The 26777-nt window shown below is 41.1% G+C and carries 29 protein-coding genes and 2 pseudogenes; 15 read left to right on the forward strand and 16 right to left on the reverse strand.

All coding sequences use genetic code 11. The annotated features are described in order from the left end of the window. Positions 1-11 precede the first annotated feature (11 nt). From ACJROX_RS26440 to ACJROX_RS26490, 11 genes are all read left to right on the forward strand, one after another. Entirely contained in the window at positions 12-833 is an 822-nt protein-coding gene (locus ACJROX_RS26440) for a PhnE/PtxC family ABC transporter permease (protein WP_408011798.1), read from the forward strand. A 194-nt stretch (positions 834-1027) separates the two neighbouring features. Continuing rightward, positions 1028-1465 carry a phosphonate C-P lyase system protein PhnG gene (phnG, locus tag ACJROX_RS26445; protein ID WP_408008177.1) on the forward strand — a complete coding sequence of 146 codons (438 nt, stop codon included), beginning with the start codon at positions 1028-1030 and terminating at the stop codon, positions 1463-1465. Next, positions 1452-2066 carry a phosphonate C-P lyase system protein PhnH gene (gene phnH / locus ACJROX_RS26450; RefSeq protein WP_408008178.1) on the forward strand — a complete coding sequence of 205 codons (615 nt, stop codon included), beginning with the start codon at positions 1452-1454 and terminating at the stop codon, positions 2064-2066. Before phnG ends, phnH begins: the two co-directional genes overlap by 14 nt. Next, on the forward strand, positions 2066-3196 hold the full coding sequence (locus ACJROX_RS26455) for a carbon-phosphorus lyase complex subunit PhnI (protein WP_408008179.1): 1131 nt from the start codon (positions 2066-2068) through the stop codon (positions 3194-3196). The genes phnH and ACJROX_RS26455 overlap by 1 nt, the downstream gene beginning before the upstream one ends. Before the next feature lie 23 nt (positions 3197-3219). Further along, complete coding sequence (locus ACJROX_RS26460) at positions 3220-4098, forward strand: alpha-D-ribose 1-methylphosphonate 5-phosphate C-P-lyase PhnJ (RefSeq protein WP_408008180.1); 879 nt, start codon at positions 3220-3222, stop codon at positions 4096-4098. Further along, positions 4095-4958, forward strand: coding sequence for an ATP-binding cassette domain-containing protein (locus tag ACJROX_RS26465; RefSeq protein WP_408008181.1), 864 nt, complete (start codon positions 4095-4097; stop codon positions 4956-4958). Before ACJROX_RS26460 ends, ACJROX_RS26465 begins: the two co-directional genes overlap by 4 nt. Before the next feature lie 26 nt (positions 4959-4984). After that, entirely contained in the window at positions 4985-6175 is a 1191-nt protein-coding gene (locus ACJROX_RS26470; RefSeq protein ID WP_408008182.1) for an alpha-D-ribose 1-methylphosphonate 5-triphosphate diphosphatase, read from the forward strand. Positions 6176-6196: 21 nt separating this feature from the next. After that, positions 6197-6808, forward strand: coding sequence for a DapH/DapD/GlmU-related protein (locus ACJROX_RS26475; protein ID WP_408008183.1), 612 nt, complete (start codon positions 6197-6199; stop codon positions 6806-6808). 22 nt (positions 6809-6830) lie between these two features. Next, positions 6831-7544, forward strand: a complete 714-nt coding sequence (phnL, locus tag ACJROX_RS26480; RefSeq protein WP_408008184.1) for a phosphonate C-P lyase system protein PhnL — start codon at positions 6831-6833, stop codon at positions 7542-7544. A gap of 13 nt (positions 7545-7557) precedes the next feature. Beyond that, positions 7558-7995 (forward strand): GNAT family N-acetyltransferase, encoded by a 438-nt coding sequence (locus tag ACJROX_RS26485; protein WP_408008185.1) that lies wholly within the window; start codon positions 7558-7560, stop codon positions 7993-7995. Further along, complete coding sequence (locus ACJROX_RS26490) at positions 7992-8855, forward strand: PHP domain-containing protein (RefSeq protein WP_408008186.1); 864 nt, start codon at positions 7992-7994, stop codon at positions 8853-8855. The genes ACJROX_RS26485 and ACJROX_RS26490 overlap by 4 nt, the downstream gene beginning before the upstream one ends. A 422-nt stretch (positions 8856-9277) precedes the next feature. On the opposite strand, the gene ACJROX_RS26495 is transcribed toward ACJROX_RS26490, so the two are convergent. Beyond that, positions 9278-10447, reverse strand: a complete 1170-nt coding sequence (locus ACJROX_RS26495) for an esterase-like activity of phytase family protein (protein WP_408008187.1) — start codon at positions 10445-10447, stop codon at positions 9278-9280. A 985-nt stretch (positions 10448-11432) separates the two neighbouring features. Here ACJROX_RS26495 and ACJROX_RS26500 point away from each other — a divergent pair. Further along, positions 11433-11993: an NAD(P)H-dependent oxidoreductase gene (locus ACJROX_RS26500; RefSeq protein WP_408008188.1), complete on the forward strand. Its 561-nt coding sequence runs from the start codon at positions 11433-11435 to the stop codon at positions 11991-11993. Positions 11994-12070: 77 nt separating this feature from the next. Here the strand turns inward: ACJROX_RS26500 and ACJROX_RS26505 are convergent, their stop codons facing one another. From ACJROX_RS26505 to ACJROX_RS26525, 5 genes are all read right to left on the reverse strand, one after another. Continuing rightward, on the reverse strand, positions 12071-12457 hold the full coding sequence (locus ACJROX_RS26505) for a winged helix-turn-helix transcriptional regulator (RefSeq protein WP_408008189.1): 387 nt from the start codon (positions 12455-12457) through the stop codon (positions 12071-12073). Positions 12458-13140: 683 nt separating this feature from the next. Continuing rightward, positions 13141-13932, reverse strand: coding sequence for an ABC transporter permease (locus ACJROX_RS26510; protein WP_408008190.1), 792 nt, complete (start codon positions 13930-13932; stop codon positions 13141-13143). Positions 13933-13935: 3 nt separating this feature from the next. Then, positions 13936-14709 (reverse strand): ABC transporter ATP-binding protein, encoded by a 774-nt coding sequence (locus tag ACJROX_RS26515; RefSeq protein ID WP_408008191.1) that lies wholly within the window; start codon positions 14707-14709, stop codon positions 13936-13938. Between the two features lie 4 nt (positions 14710-14713). Continuing rightward, positions 14714-15772 (reverse strand): ABC transporter substrate-binding protein, encoded by a 1059-nt coding sequence (locus ACJROX_RS26520; protein WP_408008192.1) that lies wholly within the window; start codon positions 15770-15772, stop codon positions 14714-14716. 150 nt (positions 15773-15922) lie between these two features. Next, positions 15923-16423 carry a DinB family protein gene (locus ACJROX_RS26525; RefSeq protein ID WP_408008193.1) on the reverse strand — a complete coding sequence of 167 codons (501 nt, stop codon included), beginning with the start codon at positions 16421-16423 and terminating at the stop codon, positions 15923-15925. 84 nt (positions 16424-16507) lie between these two features. Between ACJROX_RS26525 and ACJROX_RS26530 the strand changes: the two are divergent. Then, positions 16508-16699 (forward strand): annotated as a pseudogene (locus ACJROX_RS26530) (IS3 family transposase); the annotation flags it as partial. A gap of 58 nt (positions 16700-16757) precedes the next feature. Here the strand turns inward: ACJROX_RS26530 and ACJROX_RS26535 are convergent. Beyond that, positions 16758-17429: a 2-keto-3-deoxygluconate permease gene (locus tag ACJROX_RS26535; RefSeq protein ID WP_408011800.1), complete on the reverse strand. Its 672-nt coding sequence runs from the start codon at positions 17427-17429 to the stop codon at positions 16758-16760. Between the two features lie 36 nt (positions 17430-17465). On the opposite strand from ACJROX_RS26535, the gene ACJROX_RS26540 reads away from it, so the two are divergent. Further along, positions 17466-17732: a hypothetical protein gene (locus ACJROX_RS26540; RefSeq protein ID WP_408008194.1), complete on the forward strand. Its 267-nt coding sequence runs from the start codon at positions 17466-17468 to the stop codon at positions 17730-17732. Between the two features lie 72 nt (positions 17733-17804). Here the strand turns inward: ACJROX_RS26540 and ACJROX_RS26545 are convergent, their stop codons facing one another. The 6 genes from ACJROX_RS26545 to ACJROX_RS26570 form a co-directional block, all read right to left on the reverse strand. Continuing rightward, positions 17805-18806: a 2-hydroxyacid dehydrogenase gene (locus tag ACJROX_RS26545; protein WP_408008195.1), complete on the reverse strand. Its 1002-nt coding sequence runs from the start codon at positions 18804-18806 to the stop codon at positions 17805-17807. Between the two features lie 12 nt (positions 18807-18818). Beyond that, positions 18819-19673, reverse strand: coding sequence for a ketose-bisphosphate aldolase (locus ACJROX_RS26550; RefSeq protein ID WP_408008196.1), 855 nt, complete (start codon positions 19671-19673; stop codon positions 18819-18821). Positions 19674-19694: 21 nt separating this feature from the next. Next, positions 19695-20453 (reverse strand): SDR family NAD(P)-dependent oxidoreductase, encoded by a 759-nt coding sequence (locus tag ACJROX_RS26555; protein ID WP_408008197.1) that lies wholly within the window; start codon positions 20451-20453, stop codon positions 19695-19697. A 16-nt stretch (positions 20454-20469) separates the two neighbouring features. Continuing rightward, a complete protein-coding gene (locus ACJROX_RS26560) occupies positions 20470-21975 on the reverse strand; it encodes an FGGY-family carbohydrate kinase (RefSeq protein WP_408008198.1) in 1506 nt (501 codons plus the stop codon). Positions 21976-21987: 12 nt separating this feature from the next. Beyond that, the gene (locus ACJROX_RS26565) at positions 21988-23250 is read right to left on the reverse strand and encodes a PTS galactitol transporter subunit IIC (protein ID WP_408008199.1); all 1263 of its coding nucleotides are present in this window, start codon (positions 23248-23250) and stop codon (positions 21988-21990) included. Positions 23251-23399: 149 nt separating this feature from the next. Beyond that, positions 23400-23960 carry a glycerol-3-phosphate responsive antiterminator gene (locus ACJROX_RS26570; RefSeq protein WP_408008200.1) on the reverse strand — a complete coding sequence of 187 codons (561 nt, stop codon included), beginning with the start codon at positions 23958-23960 and terminating at the stop codon, positions 23400-23402. A gap of 227 nt (positions 23961-24187) precedes the next feature. On the opposite strand from ACJROX_RS26570, the pseudogene ACJROX_RS26575 reads away from it, so the two are divergent. Beyond that, positions 24188-24637, forward strand: a pseudogene (locus ACJROX_RS26575) (transposase). Here ACJROX_RS26575 and ACJROX_RS26580 read toward each other — a convergent pair. The 3 genes from ACJROX_RS26580 to ACJROX_RS26590 all read right to left on the reverse strand — a co-directional run bounded on the left by ACJROX_RS26580 (position 24609) and on the right by ACJROX_RS26590 (position 26777). Continuing rightward, entirely contained in the window at positions 24609-25253 is a 645-nt protein-coding gene (locus ACJROX_RS26580) for a superoxide dismutase family protein (protein ID WP_408008201.1), read from the reverse strand. The pseudogene ACJROX_RS26575 and the gene ACJROX_RS26580 sit on opposite strands and share 29 nt — an antisense overlap. 133 nt (positions 25254-25386) lie before the next feature. Beyond that, the gene (locus tag ACJROX_RS26585) at positions 25387-25884 is read right to left on the reverse strand and encodes a hypothetical protein (RefSeq protein WP_408008202.1); all 498 of its coding nucleotides are present in this window, start codon (positions 25882-25884) and stop codon (positions 25387-25389) included. 245 nt (positions 25885-26129) lie between these two features. After that, a complete protein-coding gene (locus tag ACJROX_RS26590) occupies positions 26130-26777 on the reverse strand; it encodes a cyclase family protein (RefSeq protein WP_408008203.1) in 648 nt (215 codons plus the stop codon).

Here is a 26777-nt window from a genome sequence, read left to right on the forward strand (position 1 = left end):
CTGGTTGGGGAATTCCATTATCCAACAGAAGAAAGATCAAAGTTAAGCCTCTAACGAAGGCTTCCCTCGTGATCAGGAGCACATTATTCGTGCTAATCCTGTTGACAGTTTATGGGTTCTCCACCTTTGAATATAAAGACGTTTCTTTCTTTGGTGGAGTCCTGTCCATGCTACAAAACTTCAAAATCGTTTTTCTCGAAGCACATTTAAAGCATTTCACACTTTCAGGAGCTTTTTATCAAGTAATGGTGACACTTGGTCTCGCAGTCCTGACCACTCTTTTTGGAGCGATCATCGCTTTGTTCTTAGCCTTGTTTGCTGCTCAGAACCTCTCTTCGAACAGAGTCTCAAATATTATCAAAGGATTTGTGGCGTTCATCCGTGCTGTTCCAACAGTCCTATGGGTCCTCATTTTTGCAGTTGCTACAGGTCTTGGTAGTGTCGCGGCGGTAATTGGCATGACGTTCCACACTGTTGGTTATTTGATCAAGGCGTACTCGGAATCATTCGAAGAATTGGATGATGGTGTCATCGAAGCGTTAAAAGGTAGCGGTGCGAATTGGTGGCAAATCATTTTTCAGGCGGTCCTCCCTTCTTCCATCACCTATTTGATTTCCTGGACGTTTTTCAGGTTTGAAATCAATTTCGGCGTAGCAGTCGCGATGGGAGCTGCTGCAGGTGCAGGCGGTATCGGCTACGACATGTTCATGGCGAGCACCTTTTATCTCGACCTGCGTGAGGTCGGGGTCATCACCTACTTCATTTTGCTCATTGCAATTATACTGGAAGTGATCGCGTCCCGTATAAAAAACAACTTGAAATTAAGTGTATAGTCTTGCAGGTATTCGAGTCAGTAAAAATAGCATCGGCTTCGCTGATGCTATTTTTTATTTTCGGAAATGAAGGATTGTGAACTGCTCAGCTTTACTGTTCTTCATAATTTTTTTACATTCCCTTAACCATTGGAACTTGTCGATAAGATAACGTTGAATTATCAGGAAAAATCAACGATCCGAAAGGAGAAATCATGAAAAAATCACGATTGACCCGCATCCTCGTTGAAGGGGATCCCGCATTCCTCAAAAAACTTTCTGCGCAAGTCGAAGAAAATGAAACAGTCAAGCTGGAAAACCAACCTAAAACCAGCCTGGTCATGCTTAAATCACGAGATTCAGTTTCGAAGCAACCCTTTTTTATGGGAGAGGTACTTGTAACGGAAAGTACCGTATCCATTCAAGGTAAGTTTGGGATTGGCGTCATTATGGGTGAGAATCCCACAAGGTCTTATCAAATTGCTGTAGTGGATGCAGCCTTTAATGCAGATCTTCCCATCGTTGATACCTGGATCCATGAATTAGAACAAGAAGAAATGAATATCAAGAGTAAGTATCTCAAGGAAAGCGCACTTGCTGCCAAATCTCAAGTGAATTTTGACACGATGGAGGATTACAATGACAAAAGTTGATCAACAATCATTTGATATGATCCACGGAACTCAGGAGATTTTTCGGAAGCTATTGGACAGTATGTCTCGACCGGGCAAAGTGAACAACATCCATGATGCAGTCCAATTTATCGAATCTGTCGAAGGGCTATCGCAGGCAATGACTGGCATCGCGTTCACTCTGATTGATCGTGAAGCAAGCTTTCATATAATTTCCAAACGAAGAAGTGAAGTGATCCAGTACCTGAGATGGACTACTTTTGCAAAGCATGAGGATATCACCAAGGTTTCCTATGTATTCATTCATGAACCACTTGATGAGAAGGAAATCTATGACGTTATGAGCCAAGTCAATCGCGGGACATTAGAAAATCCTCATGAAAGTGCGACGATCATTATAAATGTCGATCGCCTTTCAAATGGGAAAAAACTGTTGTTGAGCGGACCTGGAATAGATGGGACAAAAGAATGTTTCATAGAAGGTTTACCAGCTGCATGGATCACAGAACGGGAACGAGTGAACAAGGAATATCCGATTGGCGTGGATTTCATATTCGTTACACAATCGGGTGATCTAACAGCCATTCCTAGGACCACTACTATCGAAAGCGAGTGTTCATAATGGGTTATGTTGCAGTTACAGGTGGACAACAAGCAATTGAAAATGCTGACAAGCTTGTTCAGACCTATCGGTTGAAGGATGCTGAAAATGTATTGCACACCAAAGATATCCAGACTCAAATGCGCCTATTGATTGACCGTGTCATGGGAGAAGGAGGACTATATGCTCCAGAATATGCAGCACTTGCATTAAAGCAATCGGAAGGCGATCCATCTGAAGCGGCTTTTCTATTAAGAGCCTATCGCTCCACCCTACCGAGGAACCATTATTCCATTACTGCCGAGCCACGTGATATGCGGGTCATCCGCAGAATCTCATCATCCTTCAAAGATATTCCTGGTGGTCAGATGCTGGGACCTACGTATGACTATACTCACCGATTGTTGAATTTTGATCTGTGCAATGAAGATCCAAAGATTTATTCAAACTTTATTAGAGAATTCAACATTGATATGGATGCCGAACATACTCCCCTTACGTTCAAAAAGATATCCGACCTGTTAAGGGAACAAGGATTACTGGCAAACCGGCAATCATATGACAATGAACCATTTGATATTACCCGTGAAAAACTCACCTTTCCAGCTTCCCGTTCCGCACGCCTTCAAGTCCTTACAAGAGGCGAAACAGGTGCAATGACAACTTTAGCATACAGCAGTATGCGTGGTTATGGTGTCGTCCACCCTACCATCGGTGAATTGAGGGTGGGGTATACGGACGTAACGATTCCTTATCCTTTCGGTGATGACGAAGACGATTCAATTTACATCGGTGAAGTGATGATGACAGAAGTAGAAACGATCAACTCCTTTACACAAAACGAAAAAGGGGATGTTGAATTCATGCTCGGGTACGGATTGACATTTGGCCAAAACGAAGTAAAGGCGATCTCGATGGCGATCTTAGAAAGAAGCCTTGAAACAACCGGGACGAGCCCTACCCAGGATGAAGAGTTCGTTCTGCTTCATATCGATAGCGTTGAAGCTCACGGCTTTGTTTCCCATTTGAAGCTGCCGCATTATATTACATTCCAATCGATGCTTGACCGAATTCGTGGAACGAAAGCAACTGCAAATGATTCAAAGCAGGAGGATCAACAGGAAAGAGAAACCACTTTCAGTACATTTTGACCCGACTGCCTCCCCCATTATGTATGAAAGGATCGATGTTCATGATCACTCAAATAGAACAAACCTATAATTACGCTTTTTTGGATGAGGGCTCGAAACGTGAAATTCGCAGATCCACGTTGAAGGCAGTAGGCATTCCAGGCTATCAAGTGCCCTTTGCATCCAGAGAATTGCCGATTGGGAGAGGATGGGGCACCGGCGGTCTGCAGCTGACCCTTTCCTTGATCGGAGAAACAGATTGCCTGAAGGTGATTGACCAAGGTCATGATGACAGCGTCAATGCTGTCAGTATCAAGCGCTTGGTGACAAACTGTACGAATATCACGACAACAGATGACTCCCGAGAAGCATCCGTCATCCAGACAAGGCATCGGATACCAGAAGTCCCTCTACGCGAGGATCAAATCTTAGTGTTGCAGGTGCCGTTGCCAGAACCGCTGCGCAGAGTCGAATCAAAGGAAAAAGATACGAAACGATTGCATGCAGAAATGGATTACAGCAGCATGTGGCTTAGACTTTACGAGGATATTGTCAGATGGGGAAAAATCACGATTGGAGCGGATTATCCAAGCATGGTAAATGATCGATACATCTTCAATCCAAGCCCGATTCCCCGATATGACCTTTTGAAGCTCCATCAAGCAGAAGGGCTTTACCTGTTCGGTGCGGGCAGGGAGAAGAAAATTTATGCGGTCCCCCCTCATACGAATGTCGTTCCTTTGCAATTCGAGGATTATCCATTTGAAGTGGAGACCTTTGAAGGATCAACTTGTCAATTATGTGGCAGCACCGATACATTCCTTGATGAGATTTACGATCGGATAACTGGTGAAACGATTTATCAATGCTCAGATACTGGTTATTGCTCTGCGAAACAGAAAGAAAGGAAGGACTCTTTATGATAAGAACTGGGATTTTACACACGGAAGAACGTCCCCTTCTTAACGTACAGCACTTGAACAAACGTTATGGTAAAGGGTGCATCCATTGCGAAACCCCGCAAATGCTGGCTGGAGAAGACAATCGCTGTCCTCATTGTGGAAGCGTCTGGGCTTGCATCGATATCGGTTTTGAATTGCATAAAGGAGAAATTATCGGAATTGTCGGGGAAAGCGGATCAGGAAAAAGCTCTCTGGTCAAAAGTTTATATTTCGATGATGAAATCACATCTGGGATCGCTACCATTTCAACGTACCAAAACGGTGAAGAGAATATCTTTTCTGAATCAGCACAACAGAAACGATACATCCGCAACTATCTCCTCGGCATGGTTTATCAAAATCCTTGGATGGGTCTGAAAATGAATTTTTCGAGCGGAGGGAATGTCGCTGAAAAGCTGATTGCATCTGGAACCTACCATGTCGGGAAAATCAGGCACCGCGCTTCAGAGCTTCTGGAGCATGTGGAGATCCCTCTTTCACGGATGGATGAAATGCCGAAAAATTTCAGTGGCGGAATGCAGCAGCGTGTCCAAATTTCAAAAGCACTCGCGAATAACCCGCCGATCCTGCTGCTCGATGAAGTCACCACAGGGCTGGATCTATCGGTTCAAGCCAGAGTGCTCGATCTGATCCGTAGAATCCAAAGAGAGCTTGATGTGGCAATGATTGTCGTATCCCATGACCTAGGTGTGATACGGATGCTTGCAGATCGGACGATGGTGATGCGACATGGACAAGTGGTCGAACACGGTCTGACAGATCAAATCCTGGAAGACCCACAGCATCCATATACACAATTACTTGTCCATTCCTTATTGTAACTTTTATAAAACGTGAGGTGTTCATAATGGAACAGAAAAAAATTTACAATGCAAAGATCGTCACTCCTGACCGTGTCATCCAAAATGGCATGGTGATCATCGAGGAAGATAAAATCGTTGGAATTGAAGAGTATCACCCTACTTCGATTGGCCCAGCAGATATTGATGCAGAAGGCAATTGGGTACTACCAGGCATAGTGGATTCTCATAGCGATGCGATCGAGATCGAACTGGAACCTCGACCAAGCAGTATGTTTCCAATCGAAATCTCCTTCTTCGAGCTAGAAAAAAAGCTGGTTGGAGAAGGTATCACCACCATCTATCACTCTTTATCTCTACTAGAAGAAAACGCAAAAAAACAGATCAGGCAAAATCATACCGTATTAAAGATCCTTGAGGATATCAACCGCTTGTCTCAAAAGCATCCTTTAATTCGCCATAAAACACATTTACGATATGAGATTACAAATATCCATGCTGCGCCAGAAGTCGAGCAATGTATTGAACGTCAAATGATCGATCAGCTTTCCTTCATGGATCATACACCAGGACAAGGTCAGTTCCGTGATATCGAAATTCAAAAAAAGCTATTGATCGAGCATCGTCGTTATTCAGAAGAGCAAGCTCATCAAATCATCGAAAGCAACATGCAAAAACAAAAGCTGGAGGCTAGAATTTTACTGAAATTAGCAGATCTGGCCCATCAGAAAGGAATTCCAGTTGCTTCTCATGATGATGATACCATCGATAAGCTTTCCTTGGTCAAGGATTGGAACGCCTCGATCAGTGAGTTTCCGGTTGAGTTGGATGTTGCGAAGAAAGCCAATGAACTCGGAATTTATGTCGTCATGGGCGCTCCTAATCTATTACTCGGTAAGTCTCATAGTAATAATCTATCTGCAATGGAAGCGATCAAGCACGACGTTGTCGACGGATTATGCTCGGATTATTATCCCGCATCCATGTTGCATGCTGCCTTTAAACTCTATCATCACGGCTTCCCTATCAATGTGGCGATCAATATGGTCTCCCTCAATCCGGCTAGAGCATTGAAGCTGGATCAGGAGGTAGGTTCTATAGAAATCGGGAAAAAAGCAGACTTATTGATTGCTAGTGAAGATCAGAAGCGCCCAGTTCTGCATACCGTCTTAGTGGACGGTAATGTTATGTGTCAGATGAATTATCGGACACCTGTACCTGTTAGTATCGTTCATTAGAAAAGGAATGTGGAGATGAATATGAAGTATTTGAAGGAATCCCCTACTGTCCATGAAAGTTCGACTGTTCAAAACAGTGCTTTGGGAGTTTGGACTGAGCTTGGTCCGAATACATGGATTGAGGAATCCAGATTTGGAGATTACAGTTATACAGCGGGAGATGCTCAAATCATTTATGCAGAGATCGGAAAATTTTGTTCGATCGCATCTCATGTCCGGATCAACCCTGGTAACCACCCGATGTGGCGGGTCACCCAGCATCATATGACTTATCGATGCAAGCAGTACCGTTTCGACGATAGAGATGACGAGGATTTTTTCGATTGGCGAAGAGCGCATAAAGTCAGAATCGGCCACGATGTGTGGATTGGACACGGAGCAGTCATCATGCCTGGTGTCTCGATCGGAACAGGAGCAGTAATCGGAGCAGGTGCTGTCGTTACGAAGGACATCCCTCCTTATATGATTGCAGTCGGGATACCTGCAAAGCCTCTTCGCGAACGATTTCCAAAGGATATCGCAGAAAAGCTTTTACAGATCGAATGGTGGAATTGGAGCCGGGAAAAACTCGAGAAGCACTTCAGGGATCTGCAGGATTTAGAAAGATTCATAGAAATTCATAGTATCGACTAACTAGTAGAAAAGGTGAAATATCATGAATGAGCTTTTAAGAGTTGAAGATTTAGAGAAGGTGTTCTCCTTGCATTACGGAAATGGTAAGGATATTACAGGCTGCAATGGAATCACTTTTCATTTGGATGAAGGTGCATTCGTCGGAATCACTGGAAAAAGTGGTGCTGGAAAATCGACGATCCTCAAAAGTATTTATCGTACGTATTCACCCTCTTCAGGAAAGATTTGGTATCACTCTGATCAATTTGGAATGATCGATTTAGTGAAAGCGACAGAGCGTGAAATATTGGCGATCCGAAAGAAAGAAATCGGGTATGTTTCTCAATTTCTTGAGGTAATGCCTCGCGTGACTGCCCTGGAGGTTGTAATGGAAGCCATCATTGAAATGGGTTATGAAGAGGATGAAGCGAAGGAAAATGCGAAACAAATTTTGTCACACTTCAAGCTTCCGACCTCACTATGGGATTCTTATCCCCGGACATTCAGCGGTGGTGAAAAACTACGTTTGAATCTGGCCAAAGCAATGGTAAAACAACCAAAGCTGCTTTTGCTGGATGAACCGACCGCCTCCCTTGATAACGCATCAAAAGAATCGGTCAAAGAAATGATCATTCAATTGAAAGCGAATGGTACAAGCATGATCGGAATTTTTCATGATCTTGATTTTATGGAAACAGTCGTCGATCAGCATTACAATTTGTCTCAAGGTTCATTGATTGACCAAGTCGGAATTTAATTGGAGTAAGCTGATGAATGTAAGTGAACTGAAAGCTGAAGAACTTGATACCTATTTAGAACTTTTGAAGGAATTGGACCAAGAGAATGTTCTATCCCACGACGAAGGCCTTCAATTGCTGGAGAAGATCAAGCGATATCCTTTTTATAAAATTTATTATGTACGTAAGGAAGATGAGATCATAGGAACGTTTTCTCTTATCATCATTGACAACTTTGGTCACGGAGGGAAAAAGCTTGCCATCCTGGAAAATGTCGTCGTGAATCCAGACTACAAGCGGATGGGAATCGGGAAAAAACTGATGGAAAAAGCTATGGACATAGCTGCTAAGAACGATTGTTACAAATTAATGCTGTCAAGTAGCGAAAATCGAAAAGAAGCACATGCCTTCTATGATTCTTTGAACTTCAAAAGGCATGGAGTAAGCTTTATAACGGAGTTGATCAAATGAAAATCGATTTGCATTGCCATACGAAAATTTCAGATAATACTCTTTCGATTGAGGAAGTCCTTCTCCTGGCTCGAGATAATCATGTCACACATCTTGCCATCACAGACCACGATACGACTGCAGGTTTGAAGCAAGCGATAGATATCGGTGAGAAGATCGGGGTTGAAGTGATTCCCGGAATCGAAATTTCCGCTTACGATTACAAACGAGGTAGACGTGCCCACATTTTAGGTCTATATGTGGAGCCAGGACATCCAACGATTGAAAAATTGTGCAAACCACTTATTAAAAAGCGACATGAAGCGTCCTATCAGATGGTGCAAAAATTGATCGATGCCGGATATGATATAAGCTGGGAAGAAATACAGAGATTTGCCGAGGGTGGTACCGGAGTCTATAAACAACACATTATGCATGCCCTTCTCGAAAAGGGGTATACGGACCGGATCTATGGAGATCTATATAGAAAAATATTTTTCCGTGGCAACAGCAAACAACAGCCTGGGATTGCTTTCGTACCGATTGAATACATTGATGCGAAGGACGCCATCCGAGTCATTCGAGTAGCAGGCGGAATCCCGGTAATAGCACATCCTGGACAATTCGACAATTTCGATGCTGTTGAGGAATGGGTCGGGGGCGGCTTGGAAGGGATTGAGGTTAGGCATCCCTTGCACGATGGACAGGATGAAGCAAAGGCAATTGCTCTTTCAGAACAATACGGGCTGGTAAAGACTGGCGGGTCCGATTTCCATGGTTTCTACGGAGATTCGGATGTAACGATCGGATCGATCAGTATGGATCATGACTGTTTAGAAAAGCTCCAGCAACGAAAACAACAAATCCAGATAAAAGTGTAAATTTGATTCATATTCATAACGATTGGTGCATTGACAGGGATTCTGGGGTACCACTTTTTCCTGGCTTCAGGATTGACTGTCACTTTGATCGATAATTTGGGTATATTTTTTGCAGATCCAACTTTATAAACCCAGCTACCTTCACATGAGAAGATTAGCTGGGTTTCTTAATTATTTACAACCAATCATATTTAGAATTATTCGGATCTGCCTAGTAAAAAAGCGACTTCTCATTAGTTCAGCAATCGCGCCCGAATAAAAGCACCTAAATGTAGCCTAGGTGCATAGAAAAATATATCTATATGCGGGAATATAATGTATATTATTATGTTATATTCCTATTATTTTTTTCAATAAAAGAGAGGAGGTCACTAAAAAACAGTAGAACTCTCTCTTTTGTCTGGATGCATGCTCGTGAAATTTTAGTCCTCAGGAATGACTTCAAAGGCAATAAACTGTGTTACTTGGGTATCATTGAAATTATTATCAGAAACTAAGACTAGGCTATCATTTCCATTCGGAAGCTTTTTCCCGAACGTCATCCCTTCCACATTATCGACTTTGTCCAAACCTAGAGTGTTTAGATTAATGACAAGCTCTTTTTTCAAAGGTTTCACATCTTCTTTTTTGATTGATTCCATATCTTTAATATCAGTAGCTTCATTGATATCCACTTTATAAACACGAACATAATTGCTATAAGAACCATCGTCAGCTTGAACACTTGCACGTTCTAATACGAAAAGCTCGTGATCATTAATAGAGAGAATTTCTGTTACGCCATTATCAGCGTTCTTTTCTGTTCCAGGCTCTTCAGGGATGGCATCGATTGGATAGGCGTATTCGGCTAAAACATTTCCTTCCCGGTCATATTGAGTAATCCGAGACAGTGCTCCAGATTCAGGGGTTGGGATTGTATCATCTTGAAGGAGAGGCCCCTCCATTGATGTCCAAAAGGTTTGTCCATCATAGGAGAAGGTGCTTCCTTCTAATGCTAGATTGTTCCGAAATCCTTTCTCTGATTGATCATCCATTTTGATTGTATCATTTATCGAAAGCTCGGATAGATAGCTTCCATCCAGTGTTGCTTGACGGATAAATGGATTTAAACCAAGGGAACGGTCACCTTCACTCGTATACCAGATGCTGTTATTTAGTGGATCAAAACGAATGGATTCAGGATCTGCGACAATTCCTCCTGTTTCGCCATTGTACTGGCTTCTATTTAGATAATCGGTTCCGTCTTGCTGTTTAAGGGAATTAACGCCTACTAATTGTATGTTTTGAAAATCGTTTGCATTGTAGTTCACCTTAGCTTCATAAAACCTTGCAGGATTATAATCAGATCTATCATCACTAATAATCAGCCATTTGTTAATTTTTGGATTGTATGTAATGCCGGATAACCCGCCAACTGTTGTCCCTTTGTATGTCGTATTGTAAGGCAGCGTCTCGGATTCTATTAATCTGACGTGTTCAACGGAACGAGCCGTTTCTTTTTTTGCGGCAGAAACTGCAGCAGTATGTAATGTAAAACTAGATAGGCAAACAGCAGCCATACCTGTTATAACTGCTTTGTTAATTTTGTTCATTGTCTCTTTTTCTCCTCTCACAACTGATTTTCGATTCTATCATATCTGAAATATATGAATCTGATATAAACTTTTATTATTTTTTTTGTAAAAAAACGAAGATTGTCATGGATTGTTTGTGAGTATAGTTGATAGATTGCAATATTAATGAGTTATGGATCCGCAATTTTTTGGAGGTTTGGATGGGAATGAAGTTAATTTTACCTCCTTTATTAAAAGTAAAGCTATTAATAGTTGATCATCAATACTGTACTTTAGGCGATAATTTGCACGTATTTTTTTAAGTGTTATTTTGCACATCCAACTTTAAAACCCAGCTACCTTCATGTAAGATTAGCTGGGTTTCTTACTCATTTATAGAACTATTCTGCTTTGTTACTTCAATCAGAAAATTGCGTCTCCATTTATTGAAGAAACGCCCCCCGATCGTAACAATAACTTACCTTTTATTTAAGTGAAACTTATTGTATTTATATAGGAATAGACTACCTTTATTTTAGTAAAAAAAGGAAAATTTTTTATTTTTTCTTAGCATGTCCAGCAAAAGTGGAATCCTCTCAATTTACTAAATAACAATCATCCGAAACTTCGAACATTTACCCAGTAAGTTATTCAAGATAATGGCCCTTTTCTTTCTGTAGTGCTTAAGAATTTTAATAAGGGAAAATGCACGAAAATCATAGGTTTCTATGCATGAATAATACCAGAATTAAATTAGCATGAGGTATACTAAGCTAAGCACTACACTACATTGAATAAAATGACTTAGTACAGGATCTTTTTGTACAACGTACGGTAACCTCGAGAATGCAGCTCTTCTACTTTTCGGGTAATGGTTCTGCTGGTTCACCCTTATAGAAAAAATATTTATGACTAATTTAACACTCACCTTTATGTAAGTACCTGTAATAAAAGTGCATACTTACATATTTACAGTGTTCACTTTATTATCAAGATATAAATAATACTTAAGGAGGACAAATCTTTGAAAACTCTTGTTATCGTAACACATCCCAGCATAGAAACTTCCATCATTAATAAGCGATGGGTAGAAGAACTGAAAAAATATCCCGAAAAGTATACTGTTCACGAATTGTCTAAGGTTTACCCTGATGGAAACATAGACGTGGAGAAAGAACAAAAAATGGTTGAATCACATGGTAATCTTATTTTGCAGTTCCCTATCCATTGGTTTAATTGTCCGCCTCTCCTTAAAAAATGGCTTGACGATGTTTTAGCTTATGGATGGGCTTATGGTTCAAATGGAGGGGATAAATTAATGAATCGTAAAGTTGCTTTAGGTGTAACTGCAGGAATTAAAAAAGAAGATTATAGTGAAAAGGGAAGATACCGGTATACACTTGAACAAATATTAGTTCCATTTAAAACAACATTCCTATATTGCAATGCAGATTATCGTTCGTACTTTGCGTTTTATGGCAAAGAAAATAAGCCGGGTGGAAACGAAGAATTAGAAAATGAGCCGGGTACAAACGAATTGGAAAAAAGCGCTCAAGATTATTTGAATTTTGTTGACAACCTATAATAGGTAGCTTTATAAAAGCTATAAAAAAGAAGTATTTCCTTACTGAGGAGATACTTCTTTTGATTTAAACAAAATAGCTAGCCATCGTGTACATCCTCCAGAGCTGACAAACGATTTTTCTCTCCCCACTCACACATCATATTTAACAATGGAACAAGAGATAGACCACGGTCAGATAATGAATATTCAACTTTTGGAGGTATTTGGGGAAATTCCTTACGTATGATAAGGTCATCTGCCTCCAGCTCTTTTAACATGATGCTTAGCGTTTTAAAGGAAATGGCACCGATACTTCGCTTTAGCTCATTATGTCGCATAACCTTATTTTCAGACAGCCAATATATAATGATCATTTTATATTTACCGGCTATTAAGGACAACGTATATCCAAAGCCAGTGTCTTTTAGTTCAACGCCAGTCGGAACACAGGTTTTGTACACAATGTCATTTTCTAATTCACTCATGACAATTCTCCCTTCACACTCAGATTCTTCTTCTATTATATTCACCATTTTGAAAATATCTCTTGAGTTGTTAGTTCACTATCCTGTGCTTAAGCTCAATATGCCTTGTTCAACGATTTGGCCATATACATGAAGAAAGTTTTGTTTAACCATAATATCGTAGAGGTGCCAAACCCACCCATTTCTCCTCCCTCCATAGGAGTGGAAGATTTCGTTTTTGACGCACAGACTGTTGATCTTCAACAAACGGGTACGATTGCCAACTAACCTATTCGGTAACAAGAAAACAGCCATTTCATCGGTGTTAAGTGACGGATTAGAGCTGCAACCCTGTGATCAAGCCTATTCGGAAGTTGTATATAAGCACGTGTAATTTTGAAAAATTTAACACATATCTTTGTAATTCTTACAGTTAGATATGAAAAGAGAGCAACGTAAACACCGATTAGCACAAACATAAATTCCATTTTTATTCCTCCTTTAATTCCTGTTAAAGATGAATAAACTTATTGATTCAAGGAAGAATAAAAACTTTTTTCATTTATCGGAGTTATACAAATTCACTACATTGAATCAAATTTTAATGTATTAAGAGTACAGGGGGACAACTGCTTGCAGCAACACAACAAGCGCTATCCCCTGATATTAACTAAGTTGGAGTAAGAGGAACTTCCTACTTTATGTTACTTCCATGGTATAAGCTTTCGCTCTAACCACTGAAGTCCCCGATTGAAAATCAAGCCGAGCAGGGAGAGAAGCAGCACTCCGACCATCAGCTTTGTTGTAATCATTAAATTTCCGTAGTGCAAAACCATTGAACCGATGCCTTGTTGGGCAGCAATCATTTCTGCGGACACCAGCAAGAGCAGCGAAGTTCCCGCAGCGAGCTTTAAGCCGGCGAAAATCATTGGAAGCGAGCCCGGTAAAATCACCTTCCGTATGACATTAACATGGTTTGAGCCAAACGTTACTGCTGCTTTAATCAGCATCGGGTCGACATTTTTTACACCGGAAAACGTATTTATGACAACAGGAAAAAATACGCCTAATGCAATAATTGTTACCTTTGGCATTTCGCCGATTCCCAACCATAAAATAATTAAAGGTAAAAGTGCGATTTTCGGAATAGGATATATGGAATAAACGATCGGTGTTACGACCGCGTCTGCCCATCTTGAAAAACCGAGAATGAGTCCGATAAGGATACCAAATATTGCTCCAATAGCATAACCGATGACGATACGGTACAAGCTTGCAAAAAGGCTTTGGTACAGTTCCCCGCTTATAATCATCTCCCACGCCGCTGCTAAAATCGCTGTTGGCGCAGGCAAAAATAAGGGGGGAACAATGTTCAGTCTGCATACGATTTCCCATAGTATAAGCAGACTGGATATTCCGAGTACAGCTGCGTAACTTGGAATCTTTTGTTCGAGAAAGGCAACACGATTTGTAATGGTTTTTCTTTGTTCGGTCATTCACTATCCCTCCTTTAACGCTTCTTTTGCATCATTACGAATCAGCCGCCAAATTTGGTCTGCATACTGCTCAAATTGGCTTCTGTACTGTTCTTGATCTCTTCCTATTTTCGGTAGGTCGATTTCGATGATGCTTTTTATTTGTCCTGGATGTCTGGATAATACAATGACCCGGTCCGCTAAGTAAACTGCCTCCTGGATGTTATGCGTAACATAAAGAGTGCTTAGCCTTGTACGGTTCCAAATCGTCAAAAGTTCCTCCTGCATGAGGGTACGTGTCTGAGCATCCAAAGCGGAAAACGGTTCGTCCATTAACAGCAAATCAGGCTCAACCGCAAGCGCCCTGGCAATGCCAGCTCTCTGTTTCATACCGCCGGAAAGTTGTTTAGGATAGGCGCCTTCAAAACTGTTTAAACCAACCATATCGATATAGTGTTTGCCTTTCTCCTGCTGCTCTTGTTTACTAATCCCTTTTTCCTCCAAGCCGTAAATGACATTTTCATAAACAGTTCGCCACGGAAAGAGAGCAATTTCCTGAAATACGATGCCCAAATTCGGTTCGTTCCCTTGTGTGCCTTCGAAAAAAACCCTTCCCCCGGTTGGAGACATCAATCCTCCTACAATGTTGAGCAAAGTCGACTTCCCGCATCCACTTGGTCCTACGAGTACAACAAATTCCTCTTTATCAATAGAAAAGTTGATATTCTTTAATGCCGTAACTTCTCTTTTTTTTGAATCGATAAACGTTTTTTCCACATTCTCAATGACAATTCTCATGCTGTCACTTCCCTAACTGCTGTAACGCTTCTTCTAACAATTTCGTATTGACAATTTCTTCGGTATCAATTGCTTTGTCAATTAAATTTTCCTTCACGTACCAGTCGACCTGTGTCTTAATATCCTCTTCAAGGAGTTTGCCGTCACGATCGATATAAGGAAGGCCTTGTTTCACCACTTCCGGGTCTTGATCCGTATACTTCGCAATGATATTGATAACCTCCTCGTAATTCTCCCCTGGTACGATCTTGCCGTCTTCTTTCATGAGTACTGCATCGTAGTAGTATCGAGTGGCTTTTGCGTAAGCTTTGAGAAAACGTACAGCCGCGTCTTTATTATCTGCAAAAGTTTGTGAGAAAAAGACCCCGGACGTTTGGTAATCTATTTCGTCTCCCACTTGAGCAACGACCTTCCCATAGCCTTCATTTACAACTGTTGTAATATTAGGTTCATTTAATAAAACAGCATCAACTTGCTTGCTTTTTAATGCTTCCATAAGTCCTTTTATACTGTTCAGGGGAACAAGCTCAACATCCTGCAATGTTACACCGTGGTTTTCCAACATTCTTCCGGCCATATAATGGTAGGTTGAACCGGTCTGTGTAATGCCAATCTTTTTTCCCTTTAACTCTTTAATGCTTTTTATTGGTGAAGTGTTAGGGACTAATAAAGCAGAGGATGAATACCCTTCCTGTTCTCTCCCTTTATCGGCAACAATCAATAGTTTTTGACCTCCGGCAACCATATTGTACAAACTTGCCGTAATTCCTGTTGCTCCAACATCTACACTTCCTGAAGCCGTTGCGACTGCAATTGGCTGTGCTGCCTCAAACCATTTTGCCTTGGCATCAATACCTTCCTCTTTAAAGAAACCTTTCTCTATTCCAATAAATAACGGAGCGGAACTCGTTAATTTTAGCATTCCGATTTCAAGCGATACCGAGTCTGACTTTTTTCCAGATGCGGATCCAGCATTACTTCCCTCTTCCTGCTTCCCGCAACCTGCTAGACCGAGGGTCAGAATTAATAAAGCGATCAAAATGTTTACTGATGATTTTTTCACGTTACTTACCTCCAAGATGTTATGTGTGTGATAAAAATTAAATCTTTAAATATATTCATATTTGACAAAATTTAATAAAAACCTTTATTAATTGACAAAAAATTAGAGGAAATAATAGGAACAAATTTATTTTTCAGCAGTCTATTGCGATCAATGCCTCCATTTTAATAAATGCTCGTCCCCCTTCTGCATAAGTTTTGTCATATATACGATTTGCCCGGTATGATAAGAATAATGCGAAGTGGTATGATACACAATTTCTAATAGAGTAGAAGTGTATGAAGCTATTCTTGCTTCGGGAGGATAGGAAATTACAATCTCTTTTTCAAATTCGTTTGGAGTGATAGATTTCAGTTCAATTCTTGTCTGTTCTCGTACACTAGTTAATTCATCCAGCAATTCCGATGCGGTGAATCCCCCTTCTGATAAAAATTCAGCTGATCTTTCGCGAATGAACGGTTTTTGTCCAATGCCGCTTACAATGTTTTGATATTCATTTCCTGCAATATGCAAACATAAATTTCCAATACTATTAGTACTCTTACGCATTTTTTTCCATACCAATTCCTCAGGCAATCGTTCCAGCGCTGTTTTTATACGATCAAGTTCTGTATCCAAAAGATTTAACGTTTGACGAATGAACAAATTCATGGCTCTCCTCCTTTCTACTTTATAGTGGCTTTCCACAATTCTCATCATATCGCAATCTTAAGCCAACTGCACGGCTGTCGGTGGAATTTCGGTATTGAAAACTTCTTTGGTATTTTAAAATCGGAATTTCTTTATCTAAAAGAATTTAAAAATGTGGAGCACTTTAAATAAGAACTAGCAAAATATATAGAATTCTATAATCACATACGAATTAAGGCAAAGTTAAAAGGCTTGAGCCCAGTAAAATACCGAACTCAATCCCTAGAAACTGCCTAATAATAAATCAGTCTAGTTATTGGGGTCACTTCAAAGCGTTAAACAATTATCTAAGTTATCAAACTGCTTCTTCCTTCGGCTTGGCAGTTTTTTCACTTTCTACATTATTACTTTCGATTTTGGTGAATTTCACCAAAAGTGTTAAGACAATTGGAAGGAGAATGGCTGTTGTAACCGCCGAGGCTGCAACCTGTACAGTAGCAAGAGGAGCAATACTTACGAATGAAGCATTTGCTGACGCAACTACTCCAGGAACCATAACTGCATTCCCAGCTGTCGTGCCTTCAGCTGCGCCGATAAGTGGGTTCCAGCCAAGTGCTTTAAAAGCAAGATAAGCAATACCCCCGGTAAATACCACTGTTAAAACACCCAGCATAATACCACTGACTCTGCCTTGAACAACGTCGGTTAAATTAATACCCATACCAAGTGCGAATGAAAGGAATGGAATAATGATGTCACTGCCTTTTAAAAGCATATCACGCAAGTCTATGTCTGTATTACCGATGACAACACCTACTATAAGTGGAAGCAATACCGTGATGAACGCAGTTGCTGAAAACATTCCTTCTACGAAGCCCATCGCTCCGAAAATGGCTAATGTAACCATCGTAAGTAGTGGTCCATCATTCAAGACTAGTACAGAATAAGCTGCCTTATCCTCCTTGTTCCCATACTGGGAAGCAACCGCCATATATACAATTCCGTTATGGAAGTCCTTTTTTGAAATGGATCATTGTAAAGAAATAAAAAAAGAGCTATTAGAATGTCACCTCCAAGACAAATTTTTGAGGAGAATGGTTTTGATGTTGAAGTTATTGGCATAGTTAGAGTTAATAGGGCTGCTAATAGATGGCGTACTGCTTACAATGAATCAAGAGTATTAGGGCTCCGAGATATGCGGAAGGACAATTCGGGGAGACCAACTAAGAAAGAGCCTACATTAGAAGAAAAGAATGCTAGATTAGAAGCGCAAACTTGTGAGTGGCTCAAAAAAGAAGGAATCCTTGCCGTACCCCAATATGATTTGTAAAAGTTACATTTTCTAATATGTAACATAAAGTGGCAGACTAATAACGTATGAGTTTGCCACTTCGTCGTATTCTTAATACAGCTTCAGTTTTTCCATTAAATATCTTGCTATTTGTCTAGGACTATTTCGAAACGCATCAATCGTACTTCCGGCGATGTGTGGGGTGATTGTTAGGTTATCTAGTTCTACGATTTCCTGAGACTTCGTTAATGGCTCCACGTCAAACACATCTAAAGCAGCCCCTATAACCTGGTTGTTTTTCAAACAATCCACGAGTGCTTTTTCATCAATAAGCCCGGAGCGAGCGGTATTAACGAGAATGGCAGAAGGTTTCATTTTTCTCAAAGCATCAGCATCGATGAAATGGTAAGTTTTTTCGCTTAACCGCAGATGCAAAGAGACGACATCCGATTGTTCCAACAGCGTATTCTTATCAACTCTTCGATAGGGTTCAGGCACCACTGATGTATATTCATCGTAGACGAGTATGTTGCAACCGAGCGCTTTCAAATACCCTGCTAGTAGGTTCCCGACATTTCCGAATCCGACAATGCCTACCGTTTTTTCATTTAACTCGGGGATGGCTTCGCTATTTGGAAAAGACTTTCGCCACTCCCCGTTTTTGAGTGCGGCGTGAGAACGAGCGATATTCCGAATTTCTGATAGGATAAGACCAAGCGTGAACTCTGCTACTGCTCTTGCGTTACGGCCTGGTGTATTGATGACTTCTATACCTCTCGACTCCGCAGCAGCAGGATCAATATTTTCCCTTCCACCCCTTAAAACACCTATCAATTTTAAACGCTCAGCTTTTTCAATGATTGCTTGATTCACCGGGACAAACTGTACTATTAATAGATCACAAGTTTCAATGCCAGAGAACAATTCTTCCGGAACGGGTACAGCGTCTGGTCCTTGTAACTCTACCGCAAGATTATCCTTTTGCAACATTTCTAAGGAGTCATGCTTCCATTCCCTTACTTCGATATCTACACCAAGAGAGGTAAGGGAGGATAGTCCTTCTTGCATCATGTCCTTAGGGATAAACAGGTCGCTAATTGCCAATAGTTTCACTTTTGCTACCTCCTATGTGCGATTATTTGAACGAAATAGATGAATTTTTTCCTTTACGACGGCTGCTAAGGCTTGTGTAATTGGTCGGAACATTTCTTCTGGTAAGGGGTCGACCCTGTTTATTGCAGCAGCAGCTTCCTTCATTCCTTTCGCCATCGCTACTCTGCAATCTGCGTACAGGTTGATTTTGCTTATGCCGTTTGTAATCACTTCTTTCAACTGTACGTTGGGTGTTCCAGAGCCGCCGTGCAGCACGAGCGGAACCGGGCTAACATCGTTAATTTCTTTTGTCCTTATGATATTTAAATCCGGCTCCGAGTGGTAAATCCCATGAGAGGTTCCGATTGAAACCGCTAATGCATCGACACCCGTTTTCTGAACGAACGTCTCTACTTGACTCGGTTCTGTTAATTTAGAGTCACTGGCGTACGTACCACCTAATTCATGGCCGCCAACATGACCTAGTTCTGCTTCCACACTGATGCCGTGCTGTTGTACATATTTTACGACTTCTCTTGTGATTGCCATATTTTCTTCAAGAGGCAGGCTAGAACCGTCAATCATGACCGAAGTAAACCCAAACTGTACCGCTTTTTTGACAAGCTCTAGATCCATGGCATGGTCCAAATGAAGGACAATGGGGATTTGATAGAATGATACGACCGCTTTAATATATTCCGCTAAATAAACAAACCCTTTTGGTTCATTTAAGTTGTGCTCAAGACACATGAGAATGACGGGGGAGTTCTCTTGTTCTGCGGTATCTAAAATTGTCCTTACCATAATGTCGTTAACACAATCAAACGCGGGTACGGCGTATTTGTTTTTTCGTGCATCATTTAGTACTTCCTTTAAAGGTACAAGCATCCTCGGTTCTCCTTTGTCTATTTATCTCATGAGCATACCGCCGGTAGCATCCAGCGTGGCACCTGTCATGTAATCGGCTTTGTTCGATACTAGGAATGTAATGATATCTGCGATTTCCTCCGGCTGTGCGATCCTACCGATCGGAATTCGGTTCTCATAATAACTTCTGTTTTTATCTAATGCGGCTTGAATCATATCAGTTTCCACAATACCTAAAGCAAGAGCGTTCACATTAATGCCGTCTTTTGCAACCTCACGGGCGAGTGATACGGTAAAGTTTACGATACCCGCTTTGCTTGCCGCATAATGAGCATGGCCGGTGGTCGATCCATTGAACGCTGCTTGAGATGTAACATTTGCAATTTTCCCTCTTTGGTTTCGTTCCTTCAAATGAATGACAAAGCTTTGGCACGTTAGAAAAACAGAAGTAAGGTTTACTTTCATTGTGTGCTCCCATTCTTCAAGTGTAATGTCAGTCACCCAGTTCTTTGGCCATATACCAGCGTTATTGACTAAGATATCGACATGGTCAAAATATTCTATTGTTTCGTCCATTAAGCGTTTACAGTCTTCCGGATTTGATAGGTCCGCTTGGATGGTCACGCAGTGGCCATTTTTTTCTTTAATCAGTGCTGCTGTCTCGTTGGCATCCTTTATGCTTCGGTTATAATTTAAGACGACATTTACGCCTTCTTCCGCAAGCGATAGTGCGGTTGCCCTTCCGACCCCGCGGGATCCCCCAGTGACAATTGCTGTTTTTCCATTCAATCCCAGGTCCATTTTTATACTCCCTTCTTTACTTCCAGATTGGATCTAATGCGTCGAGCACACGATTGAAGTACGCGTATTTCTCTTCGTAAATGGCTTTGACACTTGGTCTCGGTATATAGGCTTTGCCGACGTTTACCATTTGATTTGTAGCCGTTTGAAACGAATCATATGCTCCTGTTGCGACTGCGGAGCAAATGGCAGCCCCTAATGTGCCTTGTTCGGTTCCGTTCACCACTTCAATCGGTGTTTGCAGGATATCTGCAAACATTTGCATCCATACATTTGAACGCGTTACACCTCCTGCTATCCGAATCGTTTGTGGATGATCACGGAATTTGAGCAGTTTATCGAAATGAATTTTATGGCCAAAAGTAACTCCTTCATACAAAGCCCGCAGCATATGCGCTTTTGTGTGCCAGCCGTTAATCCCGAAAAAGCATGCTTTGGCATTCGGGTGGACATTTGAACCGAATAAATAAGGGAAAAACAAAATGTTAGATTCGTCCGGCGCCGTACTTTCGACCATCTCATTACAAAGTTCATAGATCGAAATACCGCGGTCTTTCGTTTCCTCGTGTTCAAAATTAAAATATTCATTTACGAACCATTCCAAGTTACTTGCGGAAGTTGGGCTTCCTTCTAATGTAAGCCAGTATCCCGGAATGCAGAAAACTGAAGTCATAAATAAATCTTTATCAACAATCGGCACTTTTGAAACATATTGATTAATGCTCCAAGTACCTGCAACAATGCACAACTTATCCTCATCGGTGACTCCAGTAGCGACCGCAGCAGCGTCAATGTCAAACAGACCGCCAGCAACTGGTGTTCCTTCTTTTAAACCGGTTATCTGAGCGACTTCTTCCGTAACATAGCCGCAAATTTCGCCTGAGTACTTTACGGGTGGAAGTTTCCCTGTGATATCTTCCAATCCAAGGGAAGATAGAATTTCATCGTCATATTGCATGTCGCGGATATTAAATAAACTTGTTCCGGAGATGTCCGTTATTTCCGCTGCAGCCACACCGGTTATTCGAAACCTGATATAGTCTTTACACATCAATATCCAACGTGCTTCTTCTAGAACTTCCGGCCGGTGCCGTTTAAGCCATGCTAGTAGTGCTGCCGGCTGCCCGGACCAGATTGACTGCATCGTTTTCGGTAAAATTGTATCTACGACACCACAATCATACCAGGCTTGCACGATTTCTTTTGCTCGTGAATCGGTTGAAATAATCCCGTTTCCTACTGGACTACCGTCTTCTCGAGCCAGGTATAATCCATTGCCGTGCCCCGTAATCCCGATACCTCTTATCTCACTAGAGTTAATGCGAGATTGTTTTAACACCTTTTGAATAACGCGGATATTGGCTTGCCAGAGCTCTTCCATGTTTCTTTCAGTATGACTGGGTTCCGGCATGAGCATCTTTGTTTTTTCACTTGCAACCGTTATTTCTGTACCGTCTAGGGTAAACAACCCAGCTTTCGTGATTGTTCCACCATTATCAATACCCAATATATAATTTGACATGCTTTGCCTCCTTTATGAAAATAACTTCGATAACTCAATTAGTAACCAACCGAACGGGGACGTTGCTCCTCCAATTAAATTGGCAAGTTCAGTGGAAGCTTGAACGTTTTCCGGTAACGTCACATCAACCATTTGTGCGGCTTTCGTATAGAAAGGGGCAATGGACGTACCGGCATAAAGCACGAAAGTTACCATAACCAGACCTGATAAAAATAAACGTGCAAGATTCTTTTTAAGAAACGGAGCTGCCATAGGTAATAAGAAAACGAGTGCCGCGAGATCAACAAAAGGAAGCACCTTGTTACCGGGCAGGATGAGTGCTAAAAGAAGCGTGCCTGGAATCAGTAATAACCCTGTCGCTAATACAGCTGGATTTCCCACGAGAATCGCCGTATCTAATCCGATATAAAACTCCCTGTCTGGAAAACGTTTCTTTAGCATTTTTTCTGTCGCTTCACGGATAATTTCGAGTCCTTCTACCAAAATATTAATCATCGCAGGTAACAGCACCATGACCGCTGCGACATTGATCCCGAGCTTCAGAATATCCGGTACAGAGAAACCTGCCAAAATACCGAGCACTATCCCTAAGATCGTTCCGAGTGTCAACGGTTCTCCCATTACACCAAATTTTTTATTGATTTCTTCAGGTGATGCTTTTATGCTGCGAAGCCCAGGTATTCGTTCAATGATCCAGTTCATTGCAATACCTATCGGAACATAAATTGCTGACGTCCCGTGAGCGAATGCTACCCCTTTTAAGTTAAATTCCTGCTGAATCTTTTTGGCAGTTAAGTCTCCAATGATTAACGCGACAAGGAAATGTACTAACGATAACATGACCGAAATCATAATACTTCCGGTAACGGCGTAGACGACACCGCCTGTGAGCATGAAGTGCCAGTAATTGAAAATGTCGATATTCACCGTTTTCGTTAGCTTTAATAAAAGCAAGATGATATTTAACACAATCGCACCAAATACGACAAACGGTACAATTGGTGTTCCCCAACCAATCGTTGCTCCAACCGGCCACCCCGGATCGACAATAGTCAAGTTCAGGTTAAACCGGCTAACCATTGCTTCCGCTGCCGGACCGAGACTGTCTAACAACAGGCCAATCACTAAATTAATCCCGACAAAGCCAATCCCAATCAGCATTGCTGCTTTGAATCCCTGGCCTATCCTCACACGGAAGATCAATGCGAGAATAAGGAAAATAATCGGCATCATGACCGCAGGACCCAATTGAATAATCGATTCAATAAGTGACATAAATAATCCCCCCTTATAGTTGTCGAGCACCTACCAGAAAACAAGGCTCACCTCCTTTTAGTGTGGAAAAAAACAAAAAACCCTACAAAGCAATAGCAAATAAGCCATCACTCTGCAGGGTTTCGCATTTTCTCATAACCGCTGTTAAGCTATTTTGTTGTCCATAAAGCAGGATTACTGCACGTAAGCCCTTGTATACCGGCGTTGAATAATTCTATCACATCGTCTTTTGTTGATATAAAACCACCCGCTAAAATGGGTGCATCGGTTACTTGTTTAATTTGAGGGAGAAATGCTTTTGAAAAGGGGCCAGGTAAAACCTCTACCGCATTCAAATCGCTTTCCTTGATTGCCTTCAATCCCGATTCCAATGAACGGGAATCCAGCAAAAACAGCCGATGTACAGCTATAAGTCCTAGTTCCTTCGAGCGATTGATCAGCTTCGCGTTTGGTGAAATAATTCCATCCACCTTGAACAAGTCTTTTAACAATTTTAACCCCATGTTGTCCTTATTTAAGCCTCCAACCAAATCTAAATGGACCAGCACCTTTTTTCCTTCTTTGTGACATTCCTTCGTCAACATCTTCAAATTTCCAATATGTGTATCTGAAAGCAGCATATAAGGAGAAGGACTGTGTAGTGCCTTATTCAAAAATTTCAAATCACGGACAGAAGGAATAATGACGTTATTAAAAAGCGTTTGGTTCATTGAATGCTGCGACTCCTTCGTCTTAGAGTGTTTGTAAAACGCTTTCATTATTTAGTTTAAATAAAAGGGAAACGATTTGTCAATGTTTTTTGAAAATTATGAAGTAGTAATATGATAGGATCAGTGTTCATTTTCTTGACAGGAAAAGCGATCATCCGGTTTAGTCTAACTCCTTTGAAATGTAACTGAAATTTTGGTTAGCTATGACAAAATGAAAGTCTGATAAGTTGACTTCGTTTCATAAGTGTATACACTGGGGATGCCCCTTAAAGCCGAAATGTATAAAAGCGAAGGGGAACCGCCAAGTCTATTGGAATCCAATTTTCGAGGAAATGAAGGCAAAGGCGAAAACAGCCCTTGAAAGTGAAGGACTCTGTGAAATACGCTGGACGTAAAGTTGAGGTAGAAAGCGTTTTGGTCACATCAAGGGAAATCGATCGATCCGCAGATTTTCATTGCAGGGTCTCGACAAGGTTCACGTCGAGTTTGGAATTGTGGCATTAGCCCACAACCTACTGAAAGTAGCTGGTATACGACGAGATGCTTTCCTAGAAAAAACAAAACAAGACCAAGTAGAACGAAATGTTCTTCTTGGTCTTGTTTTATTTGAGGGACTTATCAGACAGCCCCTTCTTTTAAAATATTTTATTATTTTGTTTCTTCCTCTGTGCTCATAATTACTCCGCATGCTTGTCTGTCACCTGCATCCCCAGTTTTCATTGTTGCTTCATCTGGACCAGGTTTTCCCTCTGCTTGATAACGATCAGGTATATTGCCGAAGTTATCAGGATTTGAATGGACGATGACAGCCAGTTCTTCCTCTTTCAGTTGATCAATAGTTAGACGATCGAACGTTGCAGAATATGCAGCGCTTCTATCCTCGTTGACATATAGGGAAGGCATGTCCCCAGCATGTCCAGAGTGCATTTTCCCATCCGTATTAAAGTGTCCGCCTGCTGTCGTGAAAGGACCTTCCTCGGCATCAGGTTCACAGACACCATTTTCATGGACATGAAAACCATGGTGACCCGGCTCTAGCCCTTCTATACTGGCGACAATCTGAACATGACCGTCATGTACAAGAAAGCTTACAGTGCCAACAGTTTTATTCTCTACATCTTTAAGTTCTGCCTTAGCTTGAGGTTCCATCTGTTCCTCAGGGCTCTCGTTCGTCCCAGCTGTATTTTCCGTATTTGTCGTTTCCTTACCATTTGAATTTTCTCCACCGGAACATCCATTCAGTAATATCGCCACAGACATTATTAGCATTATCTTAGTCCAATTTTTACTCATTTGATAGCTCCTTAACTCATTTTTTGGAATTTTCTAACTATATGATTAAATACAGTTTTGGAACAAATAATAACTTCTATAAAATTAGAATTTTATTTATGAACTACAATAACAAATAGCAAGTTATATATTTTTATTCTCGTCCTGTTAATTGCCCGATAAACTCAACATTATTAATCTTCCAACCTTGCTTTTTCACATAAATTAAATTGGTTTTTACAATGACTGTTTCCGTGTTGGTGACATCATTAAATTCTGTACTGAGCTTAAATTCATTGAAAAATTCAGCTTCTGTTTGAGAATCTTGATATTCAAAAGATTTTAACCCAGCAATGGATGACTTTACGGATTGATCAGAACTGGGAAGTTCTGTTCCCGAAGGGTAGGTTGCCTTGTATCCCTGATCGGTCATTAAAGGTTGAATATTCTGATATCGTTCGGCTATTGTCTGGTAGGTGAAAAAATGTTCCAGGAACTCCTTATTGATCTTTAATGCATCAGTGTTTTGGATCGAAGATAGGGATTTGATCTCTTTTTCATAATGATCCTGGTTCGCCCTTACTTCTTGTAACTGTATACGTAGACTGGCGACATACAGGATGACGACAACCGCAGTAATAAAACCAATCATGAGGAAAAGATAACGTTTTGATCGGGATCCATAACTTTTTTCACCTCCGATTACGGAATACGCCTAAAACCTAAAAAGGGATATAGGCTTTTCCACTCTTCTACAGAAGAATAGGTGACCCCATTGCTGCTATTGGCATTAATAAATTTCCCTTCTCCGACATCATCCCGACATGGGAAACACCTGGCTTATTAGCACATTAGTCTATTCCACTTATACTTGTGTTAACAAAATATTTCTGTTTATCAAGTAGATACAGCCACTGCCCTTACCGGAGACCCATCTAGTCCTGTAAAACGGAGTGGTAGAGCTATTATCAGTGGGTCTGGAAAATCAATTTCCTCAAAGTTACAAAAGTTTTCTCCAATAATTCCGTTTACGCTAGTGATAGCTTCATGTGCTGAGAAAGTGGAACCATTAGGTGGGTCAACGTTTAATGCATCAATAAAAAATGTACGGACACCTCTGTCTATTAACAGCTCAATTACTGTTGCACCAACATACGGGTGTTGAAAGTATTTTTCCGAACCAAGATACTTTGACCAGCCTGTATGAAAAAGGGCTATTTTTCCTTTATCCAGTTCATCAAGATCTTTTTCCACATCGGTGAATCCTATTTCTTCACCACTATGCTTGCCTGTAACATCAATAACCACTCCATTACCGATAAATTTAAATAGATCAGATTGATCGATTTTTTCGCCATTCTTCTGAAAATGAAATGGAGCATCTACGTGGGTCCCTGTGTGAGACCCAAACAAAATCTCGCTTACTTGATAACCGTGCTTATCAATTTCCGCTGCCGTTTTTATCGTTGGTTTTGGATCTCCAGGGTAAATCGGTGTGTCAGAAGTAATGGGTATTGATAAATCGACAATTTTTTTTATCAACAA

The sequence above is a fragment of the Pseudalkalibacillus sp. A8 genome, assembly GCF_045920555.1.
Lineage (GTDB): Bacteria > Bacillota > Bacilli > Bacillales > Fictibacillaceae > Pseudalkalibacillus.